This window comes from Streptomyces sp. Go-475, from assembly GCF_003330845.1.
In the GTDB taxonomy this organism is placed as follows: domain Bacteria; phylum Actinomycetota; class Actinomycetes; order Streptomycetales; family Streptomycetaceae; genus Streptomyces.
In genome coordinates, this window is record NZ_CP026121.1 from 1,329,892 (window position 1) to 1,346,592 (window position 16,701).

The window sequence follows — 16,701 nt, forward strand, 5'->3', positions numbered from 1 at the left end:
ATGCCGGGTGCGCACACGTCCCCCAGCGGATCATCCAGGCTGGTCAGGGGGCCGTTCGGAGGATTCTCCAAGGCCGAGGGTGACGAAGAGGCCGGGGCCCCGGTCCGTCGCCTCGGCGAAGATCTCCTCCGCGACCTGCCACTCCTCGGGCCGCGCCTCGGCGTACGCCCGCCAGCCCCGGACGACGACGAGCAGCCCCCGGTCCACGGCGCCCTCGGGCCAGAGGGCGGGGTCGGCCAGACAGTCGGCGAGAGCGTCCCAGTTGCGGCCGAACCACTCGGGCAGGGAGAGGTCACGGGCGCAGCGGTCCATCAGGCCCGCCTTGTCCGTGACCCCTTCGAGGTCGAGGACGACCACGATCCGGCCCGCCGGGTCGTGCACCCCGTGCGTCTGACCGACCACCCGTCAGACTCCGTCCGGGTCGGCGCGGTTGAGCGCGGGCTTCGGTGCCGGGCCCGCCGTCATGAGGTAGTCCGCGGCCGACGTGTCCGTCACCAGGCTGGTGACGAGCCCGGAGCGCAGCACCGCGTCGATGGCCGGCCCCTTGCGCTGCCCGCCCGCGATCGCGACGACCTCGGGGATGCGGCGGAGCTGGTCGGCCTTGACGGTGATGCACCGTTCGCCCAGGTCCCGTCCGACGCGGCGGCCCTCCGCGTCGAAGAGGTGCGCGGACATCTCGGCGGCGACCCCGAGGGAGGCGTAGTGCGCCCGCTCCTCGTCGCTGAGCATGTCGTGCACCGTGGAGATGCCCGGCTCCCAGGAGCCGATGGAGACGCAGGCGACGGTGACCTTGTCGAAGTGCTCGAAGGCCCGGGCGATGCCCGTCTGGTTGCGCAGCGCCGTGGCCGTGGCCGCGTCGGGCAGCAGCATCGGCGCGTAGATGGGGTGGGCGTCCCCGCCGGACACCTGGGCGGCGCGGCGGACGGCCTCGACCGAGCCGCGTTCGGCGGTCCCGGCGTCGTACACGCCCGTCAGCTGTACCACCGTGCAGGGCGGCAGCCGGTCGAGCGCCGCCGCCATGTGGATGGTGGAGCGGCCCCAGGCCAGGCCCAGCACATCACCTTCGTTGACCAGTTCGCCGAGCAGGTCGGCGGCCACCTCTCCCAGGTTCTCGGGGTCGGGCGACTCCTCGGCCTCGGCCGGGGACTCGACCACGACAGCGTGCCTGAGGCCGTAGCGGGCGCGGAGCGCGTCCGAGCGCTCGGCGTCCAGCTCCGCAGGCACACGGATCTCGATACGTACGAGATCCCGTTCGAGGGCGGTCTCCAGGACCCGGGCCACCTTGAAGCGGCTGACGCCGAACTCCTCGGCGATCTGGATCTTGGACTTGCCCTCGAGGTAGAAGCGGCGGGCCATGGCCGCCGCCTGCACCAGCTCAGCGGGTCCCATCCGCATGGCTGACCGGCCCGCCGACATACCCGACACGGCGATCTCCTCACTGCTGTTCACACTCTGGATTCGCCGTTCATCCTTGCAGATCCGGCGCGGATGATCAGCCCTGATGAGAGCCGTTCACTTTGCTGTGGCTCAGTGGTCGCAGGCCCAAGAGGCCTTCGCCGTCGTCGCCTCAGCCTGGGTGCGTAGTGCACGTACCGCCTCTGCCGGGTCGTTTGCCCCGTAGACCGCCGATCCGGCCACGAAGACGTCGGCTCCGGCGTCGGCGCACCGCTCGATCGTGGAAGCGGAGACTCCGCCGTCGACCTGGAGCCAGAGCTCCAGTCCGTGCTTGCTGATCAACTCGCGGGTGCGGCGGATCTTCGGAAGCATGATGTCGAGGAAGGCCTGTCCCCCGAAGCCCGGCTCGACCGTCATGATCAGCAGCATGTCGAGCTCGGGGAGCAGGTCCTCGTACGGCTCGATGGGGGTCGCGGGCTTCAGCGCCATGGAGGCCCGGGCGCCCTTGGCCCGGATCTCCCGGGCGAGCCGGACCGGGGCGGCGGCCGCCTCGACGTGGAAGGTGACGGAACCGGCCCCCGCTTCCACGTACTGGGGCGCCCACCGATCGGGGGCCTCGATCATCAGATGGCAGTCCAGCGGGGTGTCCGTCGCACGGGCGAGCGACTCTACGACCGGCACGCCGAGCGTGAGGTTCGGGACGAAATGGTTGTCCATGACGTCGACGTGGAGCCAGTCGGCTCCCTCCACGGCCTTCGCCTCGTCCGCGAGGCGGGCGAAGTCGGCGGAGAGGATGCTGGGGTTGATCTGCACGGCCATGCCCTAAGCCTGCCATGCCCTCCGGGGGTTGTGGGCATCGGTCCCGGGTGGTCATGGTCGTCCGTTGTCTGCGGGCCGCCTGTGGCTGGTCGCGCAGTTCCCCGCGCCCCTTATGGGTTGGCTCCGCGGAGGGGGTTGCCATGAAACAGGGCGTCGCGCATCTCGTCTGCGGGCGGCGGGCCAAGTGGCTGGTGCTGGTGTTGTGGGTGGTGGTGCTGGTCGTCGCGGCGCCGTTCGCGATGAAGCTGACCGACGCGCAGGACAACGACGCCTCGTCCTGGCTGCCGGGGTCCGCCGAGTCGACGCAGGTCCTGCAGGAGTCGGAGGACTTCCGGCCCGAGCAGATCCCGGCGATCGTGATCTACGCCCGCGACAGCGGGCTGACGGAGCGGGACCGGGCGGAGATCGCCGAGGACGTGCGGCAGCTCAAGGAGCTGCGCGACCACGGGATCATGGGCGCGCAGACCCGGGGTCCGGTCTTCGACCGGCAGGCCGACCCGCGGGCGGCGCAGGTGTTCGTGCCGATCACGATGGACGAGAAGGGCTGGGAGCGGATCTCGCCCGCCGTGGATTCCATCCGGGAGGACGTCGGGGAGGGCGGCGGCGGTCTTGCCGTGCACATCACCGGCCCGGGCGGCACGTCCGCGGACTTCGCGGAGGGCTTCGAGGGCATCGACTCGACCCTCCTGTTCTCGGCGATGGCCGTCGTCATCGTCATGCTGCTCATCACCTACCGCAGCCTGACCCTGCTGCTGGTGCCCCTGGTCGCGGTGGTCTGCGCGCTGTTCGCCTCCCAGGCGCTGATCTACCTGCTGGCCGAGCACGCGGGCCTGACGGTCAACGGCCAGAGCGCCGGCATCCTCACGGTGCTCGTGTTCGGCGCGGGGACGGACTACGCCCTGCTGCTGGTCGCCCGCTACCGGGAGGAACTGCGCCGGCACGAGGACCGGCACGAGGCGATGGCCCTGGCGCTGCACCGCGCCGGCCCGGCGGTGCTGGCCTCCGGCGCGACGGTCGTGCTGAGCATGCTGGTGCTGCTGGCCGCCGAGATGAACTCGACGAGCGGCCTGGGCCCGGTCGCCGCGATCGGCGTCGCCGTCGCCCTGCTGGCGATGATGAGCCTGTTCCCCGCCCTGCTGGTGATCTTCGGCCGGTGGATCTTCTGGCCGGTGGTCCCGCACCTGGGCTCCCCCGAGCCGACCGAGCGCGGCGTGTGGGCCCGCATGGGCCGCCGCATCGCCCACCGGCCGCGGATGACCTGGGCCGTGACGGCGCTGGTCCTGGCGGTCTGCTCGCTGGGGCTGATCCAGCTGCGCGCGGAGGGCATCGGCAACGCGGACGCGTTCACCGGGAAACCGGACTCGATCACCGGCCAGGAGGTGTCGGCGCGCTACTTCCCGGCGGGCAGCGGCGACCCCCTGGTCATCGTCAGCGACCAGGCGCAGGCCGAGCAGGTGGGCCGCGCGGTCGCCGCGACGCCGGGCGTGGTCCCGCAGTCCCTCGGGCTGCCGCCCGGCACGAAACCGGCCTTCGAGGGCAGGGTGCTGTTCGAGGCCACCATGACCGCCCCGGCGGACAGCGAGGCCGCCAAGCAGACGGTGGAGCGTGTCCGGGACGCCGTGCACGCGGTACCGGACGCCGACGCCCGGGTGGGCGGCGGTACGGCGGCCCTGCTGGACATGGACAAGGCGACCACGCACGACAACGTGCTGATCATCCCGCTGGTGCTGGTGGTCGTGCTGCTGATCCTGTGCGTGCTGCTGCGCGCCCTGATCGCCCCGCTGCTGCTGATCGGGACGGTGATCCTGTCGTTCGCGGCGGCGCTCGGCATCAGCGCGCTCGCCTTCCGGTACCTGTTCGACTACGCGGGCGAGTCGACGGACTTCCCGCTGTTCGTCTTCGTCTTCCTCGTGGCCCTGGGCATCGACTACAACATCTTCCTCACCACACGCATCCGCGAGGAGGCGGCCCGCCAGGGCACGAGACCGGGCGTGGTCACCGGTCTGGCCGCCACCGGCGCGGTCATCACCTCCGCCGGCCTGGTCCTGGCGGGCACCTTCGCCGCCCTCGGCACCCTCCCGATGGTCGCCTTCGCCGAGATCGGCTTCGCGGTCGCCCTCGGCGTGCTCCTGGACACCTTCGTCGTCCGCTCGATCCTGGTGACGTCGCTGTTCCTGGACGTCGGCCCGAAGGTGTGGTGGCCGCACCGGCTGGCCCGGGAGGACGGCGGCGCGGCGGCCCGGGAGAGCGTCCCGGCGGGGATCAGCCGGTCCGGCGAATGAGCGCCAGGTACATCGCGTCGGTCCCGTGCAGATGCGGCCACAGCTGTACGTCGGGCCCCTCGCCCAGGTCCGGTACGCCGGGCAGCAGCGGCCGGGCGTCGAGCAGGTCGCTGTCCGGGTACTGCTTGAGGACGTCGGCGACCACGGCCCGGGTCTCGGCCAGGTGCGGCGAGCAGGTCGCGTAGCCGACGACACCGCCGACCCGCACCGACTCCAGGGCGCTCCGCAGCAGCCCGCGCTGAAGCGGCGCGAACCCCTCCAGGTCCTCGGGGCGGCGCCGCCAGCGTGCCTCGGGACGGCGCCGCAGGGCACCGAGCCCCGTGCACGGCACGTCGACCAGCACCCGGTCGAAACTGCCCGGCCGCCAGGCCGGACGCGTCCCGTCCGCGGCGATCACCTGGTACGGCCCCGGGTTGCCCTCCAGCGCCCTGGCCACGAGCCCGGCGCGGTGGGTCTGCTTCTCGGAGGCGACGAGGGCGGCGCCCCGCTGCGCCGCGAGCGCGCCGAGCAGCGCGGCCTTGCCGCCGGGGCCCGCGCACCCGTCCAGCCACCGCCGGTCGGGCCCGTCCAGGGGCGCGTTGGCGAGGGCGATCGCCACGAGCTGGCTGCCCTCGTCCTGCACGCCCGCGCGCCCCTCCCGCACGGCCGCGATGGCACCCGGCTCACCGCCCTCGGCCAGGCGCACGGCGTACGGCGACCAGTGCCCGGCCACGGCGGCGTCCTCCCCGAGCAGCTCCTCGGCGGTGGCCCTGCCGGGCCGGGCCACCAGGGTCACCTCGGGCCGCTCGTTGTCGGCGCGCAGCAGCTCCTCGATGCCGGCGCGCCCGCCGCCGAGGGAGTCCCACAGCGCGGACACGACCCAGCGCGGATGCGAGTGGACCACGGCGAGATGGTCCTCGGGGTCCTCGTCGTAGGGCGGCGCGACCCGTTCCAGCCAGCCGTTCAGATCGTCCTGAGCGACCTTGCGCAGCACGGCGTTGACGAACTTGGCCCGCCCGTCGCCCAGCACGACCCGGGCGAGCTCGACGGTGGCGGACACGGCCGCGTGGGTGGGGATGCGCGTCCCGAGCAGCTGGTGCGCGCCGAGGCTCAGCACGTCCAGCACCGGCGGGTCGACCTCGCCGAGCGGCCGGTCGACACACCGCGCGAGGACCGCGTCGTACGTGCCCTGCCGCCGCAGCGTGCCGTACACCAGCTCGGTGGCGAGCGCCGCGTCCCGGGCGTCGAACGCCTCGGGGCCCTCCTTCTCCCGCGCCTTGCGCAGCAGCGGCGGCAGAACGAGGTTGGCGTAGGCGTCCCGCTCGTCCACGGCCCTCAGCGCCTCGAAGGCGAGGATGCGGACGGGGTCCTTCTTGGGCCGACGGTAGGGCTTGCCGGACGGGCGGGGCCGACGGGGCTGGTCGCTCACGAAAAAGGTGCTCCGGGGGTGAGATGAAGTGCGCCGTCCAGCCTACGCCGCCCCGGGCGCATCGCTGTGTCAGCCCCCGAGCCGCTCGCCCTCGGCGATCCGCACCCCGCGCGCCCAGTCCGCCGCCCGCATCGGCTTCTTCCCCTGCGCCTGCACCCACCCCAGCTCCACGCCGTACGAGCCGGTGCCGACGTGCACGTTGTTCTTCCCGGCGGAGATCTGCCCCGGGGCGAGGTCCGTCCGGTCGGGAACGGGGGTCACCTGGATGAGCTTGAGCCGCTCACCGCGGAAGGTGGTCCACGCGCCCGGGGCGGGGGTGCATCCGCGCACCACCCGGTCGACGCGCAGCGCGGGCGCGTTCCAGTCGACGCGGGCGTCCTCGACGTTGACCTTGGGGGCCAGGGTGACCCCCTCGGCGGGCTGCGGCACGGCCTTCAGGGTGCCGTCCTCGATCCCGTCCATGGTCGCCGCGAGCAGCCCGGCACCGGCGAAGGCGAGCCGGGTCAGCAGATCCCCGCTGGTGTCGGTGGCCCGGATCTCCTCGGTGACCGTCCCGTACACCGGCCCGGAGTCGAGCCCCTCCTCGATCAGGAAGGTCGACGCCCCGGTGATCTCGTCGCCGGCCATGATGGCGTGCTGCACGGGCGCGGCGCCCCGCCAGGCGGGCAGCAGGGAGAAGTGCAGATTGACCCAGCCGTGCGCGGGGACGTCGAGGGCGACCCGGGGCAGCAGCGCGCCGTAGGCGACGACGGGGCAGCAGTCCGGCCCGATCTCCCGCAGCCGCTCGAGGAACTCGGGGTCCTTCGGCTTCGCGGGCTTCAGCACCTCGATCCCGGCCTCCTCCGCCCGCTCGGCGACGGGCGACGCGACGAGCCTGCGCCCGCGCCCGGCCGGCGCGTCGGGCCGCGTGACGACAGCGGCCACCTCGTGCCGCCCGGAGGCGAGAAGAGCGTCCAGAGCGGGAACGGCGACCTCGGGTGTACCGGCGAAGACGAGCTTCATGGGGTGGTGGGGGCCTCTCGGGCGGGGGTCGATGACGGGCAGCACACAAGTCTATGAGCCGTGGGGCGGGAAGCCGCCGACGGCGGCCCGCCCCCACGGGAGAGCTCAGCCTCTTGGCCAACAGTTACAGGCGGTGCGCGGGTGGGAGACAAAATCCGAAGGCCGCAGGCCGAGGCGCACGCCCCGCGCAAACGGGCGCACGCATATGCCCCCACGCCCCCACACCGTGACCCGCGGAGCGAATCCGCGTTGGTCAAGACAGAGTTGACCACATCGGGCCGCGATCGCGGCCCATTCCTTTCAACGCCGGTTCGAGAGGCTTGTTCATGGCCGACCACGCAACCCACGACGCCCAGGCTCGGGCCAGCCTGCACTTGCTGGTGCGGGACATCGAGCGGGTCCGCCGGCAGGTGGACGCACTGCGCACGCTCACCGCCCAGTTGGGCAACGTCTACCGCCCGCGCCGCTCAGGCCCCTCCACGGGCTTCGTCGTCTACGGACGCGCCCCCGCCCCGACGGTACGTCTCGCCCAGGAGCTGCGGGACAGTGTCGAGACCCTGGTCACGGCGGCCGTGGACTTCGACCGCTCACTCGGCTTCTCGTGGGACGCGGTGGGCTCCGCGCTCGGAGTCACCAAACAGGCGGTCCACCGCCGTTACGGCGCCCGCCGCGCCACGGCCCAGCCGGCCGCGGCCGAGCCGGAGCGCACCCCGGAACCGTCCGGCACGCGCACGGTCAGTGTGAACACCGGCCTCCCCACGGTGCCGACGGTCCCCGCGGCCCGCTCCATGCCCACGCAGCCGACGGCAGGCAGCCCGGCACTCCGCGACGAGGCAAGGCCGACCGCCTTCCCGGGCCCGCGCAACGGCTGACCTACCACTGCCCCCACCCGCCCTGCCCTCCCGGAACACCTCCTGGAGGGCAGCCGCGCATCCGGGCGACGCCCACCCTTCGCGCCCGGGGCGACGCCACCGTTCGCACCCGGGGCGACGCACCGTCCGCACCCCGGGCAACGCACCGTCCGCGCCCCGGGCAACGCACCGTCCGCACCCCGGGCAACGCCACCGTCCGCACCCCACCCCGGGCAGCCCGCCGCTGGCAACCCAGGCAACGCTCAACTTCGCGCCCGGGCGACGCGGCACCCCCTCACCCGATGTCAGCCGGATCGATCCGCACCCAGACCCCGGCACCGCCCCCGCTCCCACTCCCGCTCCCCCGGGCCATCCGCGCAGCCTGCGCGGCCTTCAGCGCGGCGGCCAGCGCCGCCCCCTTCCCCGGCGGCACCCGCAGCAACGCCCGCTCCCACTGCTCCCCGGGCGGCGGCGCCCCCGCCCGCCTCGGTCGCCCCGGAGGGGGCACGGGCAACGGCACGGGCCCCAGCACCTCGGCCTCCGGCGGCAGTTCGGCCGTGCGGAGGAAGTCGGCGACCGCATCCGGCGGCCCCGACACGGCCGCCATCCGCGACACCGGCGGAAACCCCAACTCGGCCCGCTCCGCCAGCTCGCGCACCGCGTGTCCGACGGGGTCCCACCGCACGAGCGCCTGCACGGGTCGCAGCGTCGGCTCGGCGACGACCACCACCGTGCCGCCGGCCGACTGCGGCCGGACGAGGGACGCGGCCCCGATCCACCGCCGCAACGCGTCCTCCCCGGCCCGCAGATCGGGCCGCCCGAGCATGGCCCATCCGTCCAGCAGCAACGCCGCCGCGTAACCGCCCTCGGCGACGGGCTCCGCCCCCGGCGTACTCACGACCAGCGCGGGCGCTCCCGGCACCGTGTCGAGCACGTGTTCACGTCCCGAGGTCCGCACCGGCACGGTGGGAAAGGCCCGTCCGAGTTCCTCGGCGGTCCGCCGTGCCCCCACGACCGAGGCCCGCAGCCGGAAGGACCCGCACTCCGGGCAGTGCCAGCCGCTCTCCTCGCGGCCGCACCAGCCGCAGCACAGGGCACCGCCGTCCCGCGTCTCCAACGGCCCCGAGCAGTGCCCGCACCGCGCGGGGGCACGGCAGTTGGCACACGCCATGCGCGGCACGTAGCCCCGTCGGGGCACCTGCACCAGCACCGGCCCCAGCCGCAAACCGTCCCTGACGGCCTGCCAGGCGAGGCTGGGCAGCCGGGCGGCGCGAGCGGCCTCGTCCCGGGCGAGATCCCCGTCCCCGACGGTCCGGACGAGCGGAGCGGCTGCCCGCACCTGCTCCCGCCCGGCGACCAGCGGCCGCGCCCAGCCGCTCTCGACGAGCTGTGCGGCCTCCACCGTGCAGGACCAGCTGCCCAGCAGGAAGCCGCACTTGTCCTGGGCGGCCCGCAGCAGGAGGACCTCGCGGGCGTGCGGCTGGGGGGCGTGCTGCTCGCTGTGGCTGTCGTCCCCGTCGTCCCAGAGGGCGACCAGCCCGAGGTCCCGCACCGGTGCGAACATCGCGGCCCGGGTCCCGATCACGGCCCGGACGGATCCCCGCCGCACCGCGAGCCACTGCGCGTACCGCTTCTCGGGACCGGCGTCGGCGGTGAGCACCGCGTGCCGCCCCTCCCCCAGCAGGGACGTCAGCGCGGCGTCGACCCGGGCGACGGCCCGGCCGTCGGGCAGGACGACCAGCGCCCCCCGGCCCGAGGCCAGCGTCGCCGCGACGGCCCTGGCCAGCTCCTCGCTCCACTGGGGGCCCGGCAGCGCGTTCCACACGGCCCGGGGCGCACCGCCGGAGGCCAGCGACTCCAGGAAGGCCGCTCCCCGTTCGTACCGCTGCCAGGACCCGGCCTCGGGCGCCGGGGGCGGCGGCAGGGGCTCGGCGGAGGCGCGCTGCTCGGCCCGTGCGTTGCGCGGCGGCACGGCGAGCTGGAGGACGTCGGCGAGGCTGCCCGCGTACCGGTCGGCGACCGCCCGGGCCAGCCCCAGCAGCTCCTCGCTCAGCACCGGCTCGGGCGAGACGACCTGGGCGAGGGCGGCCAGCGGCCCGGAGTAGTCGGACTCGGGCAGCCGCTCGACGAGGAAGCCGTCGATCAGCCCGCCGCCCTCGCGACGCCCCTCCCGCACCCGGTGCCGCCCGGCCCCGAACCGCACCCGCACCCGCACGCCCGGCTGGGCCTGCGCGTCCAGCTCCTCGGGCACGGCGTAGTCGAAGTACCGGTCGAGATGCAGCACGCCCTTGTCGACGAGCACCCGCGCCACGGGCAGCTCCTTGGCGAGCGCCGCCCCCCGCCACGTACGCGGCTTGGCCCGGGGGGTCTTCGCCTTCCGCACACTCTCCCGGATGAGCGCGAGCTGCTCCGGCGGCGCACCCTCGCCCCCGCCACCCGCCTGTTCGTTCTCGCTGCTCACCCTTGCATTCTTACCAAAGACCACTGACAGACGACGGCGGCCGTCAGACCCCGGGGCACGCCGAGGCCCGGCCCCCGAAGGGAGCCGGGCCTCGGTGGTGAAGCGTGGGGACTACAGCCCCGCCGCCTTGCGCAGGGCGTCCACGCGGTCCGTGCGCTCCCACGTGAACTCGGGCAGCTCCCGGCCGAAGTGGCCGTACGCCGCGGTCTGGGAGTAGATCGGGCGGAGCAGGTCGAGGTCGCGGATGATGGCGGCCGGGCGGAGGTCGAAGACCTCGTCGATCGCCTTCTCGATCCGGTCCGTGTCGACCTTGGCGGTACCGAAGGTCTCCACGAACAGACCGACCGGCTCGGCCTTGCCGATCGCGTACGCGACCTGCACCTCGCAGCGGGTGGCGAGACCCGCGGCGACCACGTTCTTGGCGACCCAGCGCATCGCGTACGCCGCCGAGCGGTCCACCTTGGACGGGTCCTTGCCGGAGAAGGCGCCACCGCCGTGGCGGGCCATGCCGCCGTAGGTGTCGATGATGATCTTGCGGCCGGTCAGGCCGGCGTCACCCATCGGGCCGCCGATCTCGAAGCGGCCGGTGGGGTTGACCAGAAGCCGGTAGTTCTCCGTGTCGAGCTTGATGCCCTCGTCCAGAAGCGCCTTCAGCTCCGGCTCGACGACGAACTCCTTGATGTCCGGCGCCAGCAGGGAGTCCAGGTCGATGTCGGACGCGTGCTGCGAGGAGACGACGACGGTGTCCAGACGGACCGCCTTGTCGCCGTCGTACTCGATGGTGACCTGCGTCTTGCCGTCCGGGCGCAGGTAGGGGATCGTGCCGTTCTTGCGCACGTCGGACAGGCGCTTGGACAGGCGGTGCGCCAGGAAGATCGGCAGCGGCATCAGCGTCGGCGTCTCGTCCGTCGCGTAGCCGAACATCAGGCCCTGGTCGCCCGCGCCCTGCTTGTCGAGCTCGTCCTCGTCGCCCTCGACCCGGGACTCGTACGCCGTGTCCACGCCCTGGGCGATGTCCGGCGACTGCGCGCCGATCGACACCGAGACGCCGCAGGAGGCGCCGTCGAAGCCCTTCTTCGAGGAGTCGTAGCCGATTTCGAGGATCTTGTTCCGGACCAGCGTCGCGATGTCCGCGTACGTCTTGGTCGTGACCTCGCCGGCCACGTGCACCAGGCCGGTCGTGATCAGGGTTTCGACGGCGACCCGGGAGGTCGGGTCTTCGCGCAGGAGCGCGTCGAGAATGGTGTCGCTGATCTGGTCAGCGATCTTGTCGGGGTGACCCTCGGTCACGGACTCCGAGGTGAACAGGCGACGGGACACAACGCTCCCTGGGGTTGCAGCGGCTGCTGGCTGATCATTGGCGGACGGCGGGGGCTGCACCCGGCGCCGTCCGTGGAACAGTTTATCGGTCACGCTTCGGCCACGGTCCCCCTGTCTCGCCACTCGGGAGTGCTGTGACCTGCGGCACGGGCATTCTGCCCAATGCCGAGCGGCGTTGGCCAGAGGCGCCACGCCTGGATCGGCCGGGTTTGATCGGCTTCCGAGGCGACTCGAGCATCAGCCGAGGCGCTCGGCGACGAGGTCCCACACGGTTTCGGCCAGGGCTTCCTTGGGGCCGTGCGGCACCGCCGTCTCACTGCCGTCGGCGCCGAGCACGACCGCCTCGTTCTCCTCGGAACCGAAGGTCTTGCGCTCCCCCACCTCGTTCACCACCAGCAGATCGCACCCCTTGCGCTTCAGTTTGGCGCGGCCGTTGGCGAGGACGTCGTCCGTCTCCGCGGCGAAGCCGACGACCACCTGTCCGGCGCGGGCCCGGTCGGCGGAGACCTCCGCGAGGATGTCCGGATTCCGCACCAGGGTGATCGGCTCCGGCTCTTGGTCGTCCTTCTTCTTGATCTTCCCGGCCGCGTACGTCGCCGGGCGGAAGTCCGCCACCGCCGCCGCCATCACCACGGCGTCGGCCTCGGCGGCGGCCTTGAGCACCGCCTCGCGCAGCTGCACGGCCGTGCCGACCGGTACGACGTCCACGCCCGCCGGGTCGGGCAGGGTGGCGTTGGCCGCGATCAGCGTGACCCTGGCGCCGCGGGCGGCCGCCGTGCGGGCGAGGGCGTAGCCCTGCTTGCCGGAGGAGCGGTTACCGAGGAAGCGGACGGGGTCCAGGGGCTCGCGGGTGCCCCCGGCGCTGATCACGACGTGCCGGCCCTTGAGGTCCGGCTCCCGGACGCCCCGGGCCAGGACCCGGCGGCAGACCTCGAAGATCTCGGCCGGGTCGGGCAGCCGGCCCTTGCCGGTGTCGACGCCGGTGAGGCGGCCCACGGCCGGCTCGATGACGAGGGCGCCGCGGCGGCGCAGCGTCGCCACGTTCTCCTGGGTGGCCGGGTGCTCCCACATCTCCGTGTGCATGGCGGGAGCGAAGACGACCGGGCAGCGGGCGGTGAGCAGGGTGTTGGTGAGGAGGTCGTCGGCGAGGCCGTGGGCCGCCTTGGCGAGCAGGTCGGCGGTGGCCGGGGCGACGACGACCAGGTCGGCGTGCTGCCCGATGCGGACGTGCGGCACCTCGTGCACGTCGTCCCAGACCTCGGTGGAGACCGGCTTTCCGGAGAGCGCGGACCAGGTCGCGGCACCGACGAAGTGCAGCGCGGAGGCGGTGGGCACCACACGCACGTCATGGCCCGACTCCGTCAGCCGCCGCAGCAGCTCACAGGCCTTGTACGCGGCGATGCCGCCGCTGACCCCCAGAACGACCTTCGGCTTGTCCACGTTGCTCCCCGTCTCTCCCTGGACCTCGGCGACCCGGGCTTCGGCGACCGGCCCACCGTACGACTCCATGACACACCACAGGCCCGGCAGTCGGCCTGCCGGGCCTGTGGATAAGTCAGCATCAAGCTGTAAATACGACTTACTGCGCCGGGCCCTCGACGGCCTCGGACGTCAGGAGCCCCGCGTTGATCTCGCGGAGGGCGATCGAGAGCGGCTTCTCGTGGACGTGGGTGTCGACGAGAGGACCGACGTACTCGAGGAGGCCCTCGCCGAGCTGCGAGTAGTACGCGTTGATCTGGCGGGCCCGCTTGGCCGCGTAGATCACGAGGCTGTACTTCGAGTCGGTGGCCTCGAGGAGCTCGTCGATCGGCGGGTTGATGATGCCCTCGGGCGCGGAGATGGAAGAGGACACGCTCTACCTTCCGATGGATGGGAAAGATTCTGTCGGGGTGATCAGCGAGGACCGGATCGATCAGCGATGGTCACACGACGTTCATCAAGGCTAGCAGCTCGCGCGCCACATCCTCGACGGAGGTGTTGACCAGCGTCGTATCGAACTCCGGCTCGGCGGCCAGTTCGACCCTGGCGGCCTCGAGCCTGCGCTCGATCACCTCGGGCGGTTCGGTGCCCCGCCCGGTGAGCCTGCGCACCAGCTCCTCCCAGGAGGGAGGGGCCAGGAACACCAGCTGGGCCTCGGGCATCGACTCCCGGACCAGGCGGGCGCCCTGCAGGTCGATCTCGAGCAGGACGGACTCGCCCTTCTCCAGGCGCTCCTGCACGGCCGCACGCGGCGTGCCGTAGCGGTTGCCGGCGAACTCGGCCCACTCCAGCAGTTCGCCGTTGGCGATCAGCTTGTCCATCTCGTCGTCGGTGACGAAGAAGTAGTGGACTCCGTGCCGCTCACCGGGGCGGGGCTTGCGGGTCGTCGCCGACACCGAGAGCCAGACCTCGGGGTGTTCCTTGCGCATATGGGCGACGACCGTGCTCTTGCCGACCCCGGAGGGGCCGGAGAGCACGGTCAGCCGCGGACGTGCGTCCGGGGGTACGGGGGTCGTCCCCCGGGGTGTTACAGCCATGCAGCGATTATCCAGCAATCCCGGAGTGCCCGGGACTCGCTTCCCCGGAGTGCCCGGTTCAGGAACCGGTGCTGCCGAACTCGCGCTCCAGGGAGGCGATCTGGTTGGAACCGAGGCCGCGCACCCGGCGGCTCTCGGAGATACCGAGTCGCTCCATGATCTGCTTGGCGCGGACCTTGCCCACGCCCGGCAGGGACTCAAGGAGGGCGGAGACCTTCATCTTGCCGATGACGTCGTTCTCCTGGCCCTGCTTGATGACCTCGTGGAGGGAGGCGCCGGAGTGCTTGAGTCGATTCTTGACCTCGGCCCGCTCCCGGCGAGCCGCGGCGGCCTTTTCGAGCGCGGCTGCGCGCTGTTCAGGGGTAAGGGGCGGAAGAGCCACGCCTACGTCACCTCGGATGTCGAACTGTCGGATACGGACCGGTGAGGAACCTAGTCGCCCCACACCTGGGGAGCCACGAGCAACACGCTTGCCCGTTGACTCTCGTCGGAGACTAGCGGGCAAGTCCGCCAGAGTCAGCGAGAACAGCGGAAAAGTCCTGGTCAGCCTTCATCTGAACGGACATTTAGGACATACTGCCCCGGATTTGAGGATGTATTCAGACTCAAGCGGGCCCCGGACCACTCATCGGAGGTCTCGGGAAGAGGTCAGGACGCCGCCACGGTGTGACGGATCTCCTCCGCGAAGCGCTCGGCGGCGTCACGCAGAGCGACCGTGTCGGGACCGTGGCGTAGCACTCCCCGGCTGACGTTCGGCACGACGTTGCGCACGGCGGCGCCGAAGACCCTGGGAAGATCGGCCGGCGTGGCCCCCTGCGCGCCGATGCCGGGTGCGAGAAGCGGGCCGTTGATGTCGAGGTCGTACGACGACAGATCACCGAGGGTGGCGCCGACGACCGCCCCGAAGGACCCCAGGGGCTCCTCCCCCGCGTTCTCCGCGGCGAGGTGGGCGAGCATCGTCGCTCCGACGTTCCGGCCGTCGGAGCGCACGGCGTGCTGGACCTCGCCGCCCTCCGGGTTGGACGTCAGCGCCAGCACGAACAGCCCGGCGCCGCTCTCCCGGGCCAGCGCGACGGCCGGGCTGAGCGAGCCGTACCCCAGGTACGGCGAGACCGTCAGCGCGTCGGAGAACAGCGGCGCGTCCTTGTGCAGGAAGGACTCGGCGTAGGCGGCCATGGTCGAGCCGATGTCGCCGCGCTTGGCGTCCATCACGACCAGCGCGCCGGCCGCCCGGGCCTCGGCGACCGACTTCTCCAGGACGGCGACGCCGCGGGAGCCGAAGCGCTCGAAGAACGCGCTCTGCGGCTTGAGCACGGCGACCCGGTCGGCGACCGCCTCGACGACCGTGCGGCTGAACCGCTCCAGGCCCGCCACGTCGTCGTTCAGGCCCCACTCGGCGAGCAGGGAGGCGTGCGGGTCGATGCCGACGCACAGCGGGCCGCGCTCGTCCATGGCCCGGCGCAGGCGCGCGCCGAAGGGTTCCAGGCTCATGCGGAGCTCCTCACGTCGGCGCCCACCGCGTCGGCGAGCGTGGCGTACGGGCTGGTGCGCAGGCGCGCGGCGAGCCCCTTGTGGATCGCGCGGGCGTAGAAGGGTCCCTCGTAGATGAAGGCGCTGTAGCCCTGCACCAGCGTGGCACCGGCCAGGATGCGCTGCCAGGCGTCCTCGGCGTTCTCGACGCCCCCGACGCCCACCAGGGTGATCCGGTCGCCCACGCGCGCGTAGAGGCGGCGCAGGACCTCCAGGGAGCGTTCCTTCAGGGGCGCCCCGGACAGGCCGCCGGTCTCCTCGACCAGGGACGGGCCGGACTTCAGGCCGAGTCCCTCGCGCGCGATGGTGGTGTTGGTGGCGATGATGCCGTCCAGGCCCAGTTCCAGGGCGAGGTCGGCGACGGCGTCGATGTCCTCGTCGGCGAGGTCCGGCGCGATCTTGACCAGGAGCGGGACGCGCCGCGCGGCCGCGGTGCGGTCGGCGGCCTCGCGGACCGCGCTGAGCAGGGGGCGCAGCGCCTCGGTGGCCTGGAGGTCGCGCAGGCCGGGCGTGTTCGGGGAGGAGACGTTGACCACCAGGTAGTCGGCGTAGGGCGCGAGCCGCTCGGCGGACTTCACGTAGTCCGCGACGGCCTCCTCCTCCGGGACGACCTTGGTCTTGCCGATGTTGACGCCGACGACCGTCTTGAAGACGGGGGTGCGGGAGGCCAGGCGGGCGGCGACCCGCAGCGAGCCGTCGTTGTTGAAGCCCATGCGGTTGATCAGCGCCCGGTCCTCGACCAGGCGGAACAGCCGCTGCTTGGGGTTGCCGGGCTGGGGTTCGCCGGTCACCGTGCCGATCTCGACGTGGTCGAAGCCGAGCATGGCCATGCCGTCGATGCCGACGGCGTTCTTGTCGAAGCCCGCCGCGAGCCCGAAGGGGCCGTGCATGCGCAGGCCGAGGGCCTCGGTGCGCAGTTCCTTGTGGCGGGGCGCGAGGGCGGCCGCGAGGAAGGTGCGCAGCACGGGCACGCGGGCGGCCAGGCGGATCCAGCGGAAGGCCAGGTGGTGCGCCTGTTCCGGGTCCAGCCGCTTGAAGACGAGGCGGAAGAAGATCTTGTACATGGTGTCCTCACGAGGACGTGGTGTCCTCACGAAGAGGGGGACACCGTTTCCGG

The 16,701-nt window shown here is 72.7% G+C and carries 15 protein-coding genes; 2 read left to right on the plus strand and 13 right to left on the minus strand.

The window, feature by feature from the left end:
* Positions 1–30: 30 nt before the first annotated feature.
* The 3 genes from C1703_RS05985 to rpe all read right to left on the minus strand — a co-directional run bounded on the left by C1703_RS05985 (position 31) and on the right by rpe (position 2,214).
* On the minus strand, positions 31–402 hold the full coding sequence (locus C1703_RS05985; protein WP_198678099.1) for a barstar family protein: 372 nt from the start codon (positions 400–402) through the stop codon (positions 31–33).
* A 3-nt stretch (positions 403–405) separates the two neighbouring features.
* Entirely contained in the window at positions 406–1,449 is a 1,044-nt protein-coding gene (locus C1703_RS05990; protein ID WP_114250907.1) for a sugar-binding domain-containing protein, read from the minus strand.
* A gap of 78 nt (positions 1,450–1,527) precedes the next feature.
* Positions 1,528–2,214 carry a ribulose-phosphate 3-epimerase gene (gene rpe, locus C1703_RS05995; protein WP_037769158.1) on the minus strand — a complete coding sequence of 229 codons (687 nt, stop codon included), beginning with the start codon at positions 2,212–2,214 and terminating at the stop codon, positions 1,528–1,530.
* A 140-nt stretch (positions 2,215–2,354) separates the two neighbouring features.
* Here rpe and C1703_RS06000 point away from each other — a divergent pair, with 140 nt between their 5' ends.
* Positions 2,355–4,496: an MMPL family transporter gene (locus C1703_RS06000; RefSeq protein WP_114250908.1), complete on the plus strand. Its 2,142-nt coding sequence runs from the start codon at positions 2,355–2,357 to the stop codon at positions 4,494–4,496.
* Here the strand turns inward: C1703_RS06000 and C1703_RS06005 are convergent.
* Together C1703_RS06005 and fmt are read right to left on the minus strand one after the other, a co-directional pair.
* Positions 4,477–5,904 carry a transcription antitermination factor NusB gene (locus tag C1703_RS06005; RefSeq protein ID WP_114250909.1) on the minus strand — a complete coding sequence of 476 codons (1,428 nt, stop codon included), beginning with the start codon at positions 5,902–5,904 and terminating at the stop codon, positions 4,477–4,479. The two genes, C1703_RS06000 and C1703_RS06005, sit on opposite strands and share 20 nt — an antisense overlap.
* 69 nt (positions 5,905–5,973) lie before the next feature.
* Positions 5,974–6,906 (minus strand): methionyl-tRNA formyltransferase, encoded by a 933-nt coding sequence (gene fmt / locus C1703_RS06010; protein ID WP_114250910.1) that lies wholly within the window; start codon positions 6,904–6,906, stop codon positions 5,974–5,976.
* Positions 6,907–7,232: 326 nt separating this feature from the next.
* Here fmt and C1703_RS06015 point away from each other — a divergent pair, with 326 nt between their 5' ends.
* On the plus strand, positions 7,233–7,778 hold the full coding sequence (locus tag C1703_RS06015) for a hypothetical protein (RefSeq protein ID WP_114250911.1): 546 nt from the start codon (positions 7,233–7,235) through the stop codon (positions 7,776–7,778).
* A 274-nt stretch (positions 7,779–8,052) separates the two neighbouring features.
* On the opposite strand, the gene C1703_RS06020 is transcribed toward C1703_RS06015, so the two are convergent.
* From C1703_RS06020 to C1703_RS06055, 8 genes are all read right to left on the minus strand, one after another.
* On the minus strand, positions 8,053–10,218 hold the full coding sequence (locus C1703_RS06020) for a primosomal protein N' (RefSeq protein ID WP_114250912.1): 2,166 nt from the start codon (positions 10,216–10,218) through the stop codon (positions 8,053–8,055).
* Between the two features lie 111 nt (positions 10,219–10,329).
* Positions 10,330–11,538: a methionine adenosyltransferase gene (metK, locus tag C1703_RS06025; RefSeq protein ID WP_114250913.1), complete on the minus strand. Its 1,209-nt coding sequence runs from the start codon at positions 11,536–11,538 to the stop codon at positions 10,330–10,332.
* 237 nt (positions 11,539–11,775) lie between these two features.
* The gene (gene coaBC / locus C1703_RS06030) at positions 11,776–12,978 is read right to left on the minus strand and encodes a bifunctional phosphopantothenoylcysteine decarboxylase/phosphopantothenate--cysteine ligase CoaBC (protein ID WP_114257312.1); all 1,203 of its coding nucleotides are present in this window, start codon (positions 12,976–12,978) and stop codon (positions 11,776–11,778) included.
* A gap of 139 nt (positions 12,979–13,117) precedes the next feature.
* A complete protein-coding gene (rpoZ, locus tag C1703_RS06035; protein ID WP_003988945.1) occupies positions 13,118–13,390 on the minus strand; it encodes a DNA-directed RNA polymerase subunit omega in 273 nt (90 codons plus the stop codon).
* 70 nt (positions 13,391–13,460) lie between these two features.
* The gene (gmk, locus tag C1703_RS06040; RefSeq protein ID WP_114250914.1) at positions 13,461–14,054 is read right to left on the minus strand and encodes a guanylate kinase; all 594 of its coding nucleotides are present in this window, start codon (positions 14,052–14,054) and stop codon (positions 13,461–13,463) included.
* A gap of 58 nt (positions 14,055–14,112) precedes the next feature.
* Positions 14,113–14,436, minus strand: coding sequence for an integration host factor (locus C1703_RS06045; protein WP_003977346.1), 324 nt, complete (start codon positions 14,434–14,436; stop codon positions 14,113–14,115).
* 266 nt (positions 14,437–14,702) lie between these two features.
* Positions 14,703–15,545 (minus strand): orotidine-5'-phosphate decarboxylase, encoded by an 843-nt coding sequence (gene pyrF, locus C1703_RS06050; protein WP_198678100.1) that lies wholly within the window; start codon positions 15,543–15,545, stop codon positions 14,703–14,705.
* Positions 15,542–16,648, minus strand: a complete 1,107-nt coding sequence (locus C1703_RS06055) for a quinone-dependent dihydroorotate dehydrogenase (RefSeq protein WP_114250915.1) — start codon at positions 16,646–16,648, stop codon at positions 15,542–15,544. The genes pyrF and C1703_RS06055 overlap by 4 nt, the downstream gene beginning before the upstream one ends.
* Positions 16,649–16,701 lie beyond the last annotated feature (53 nt).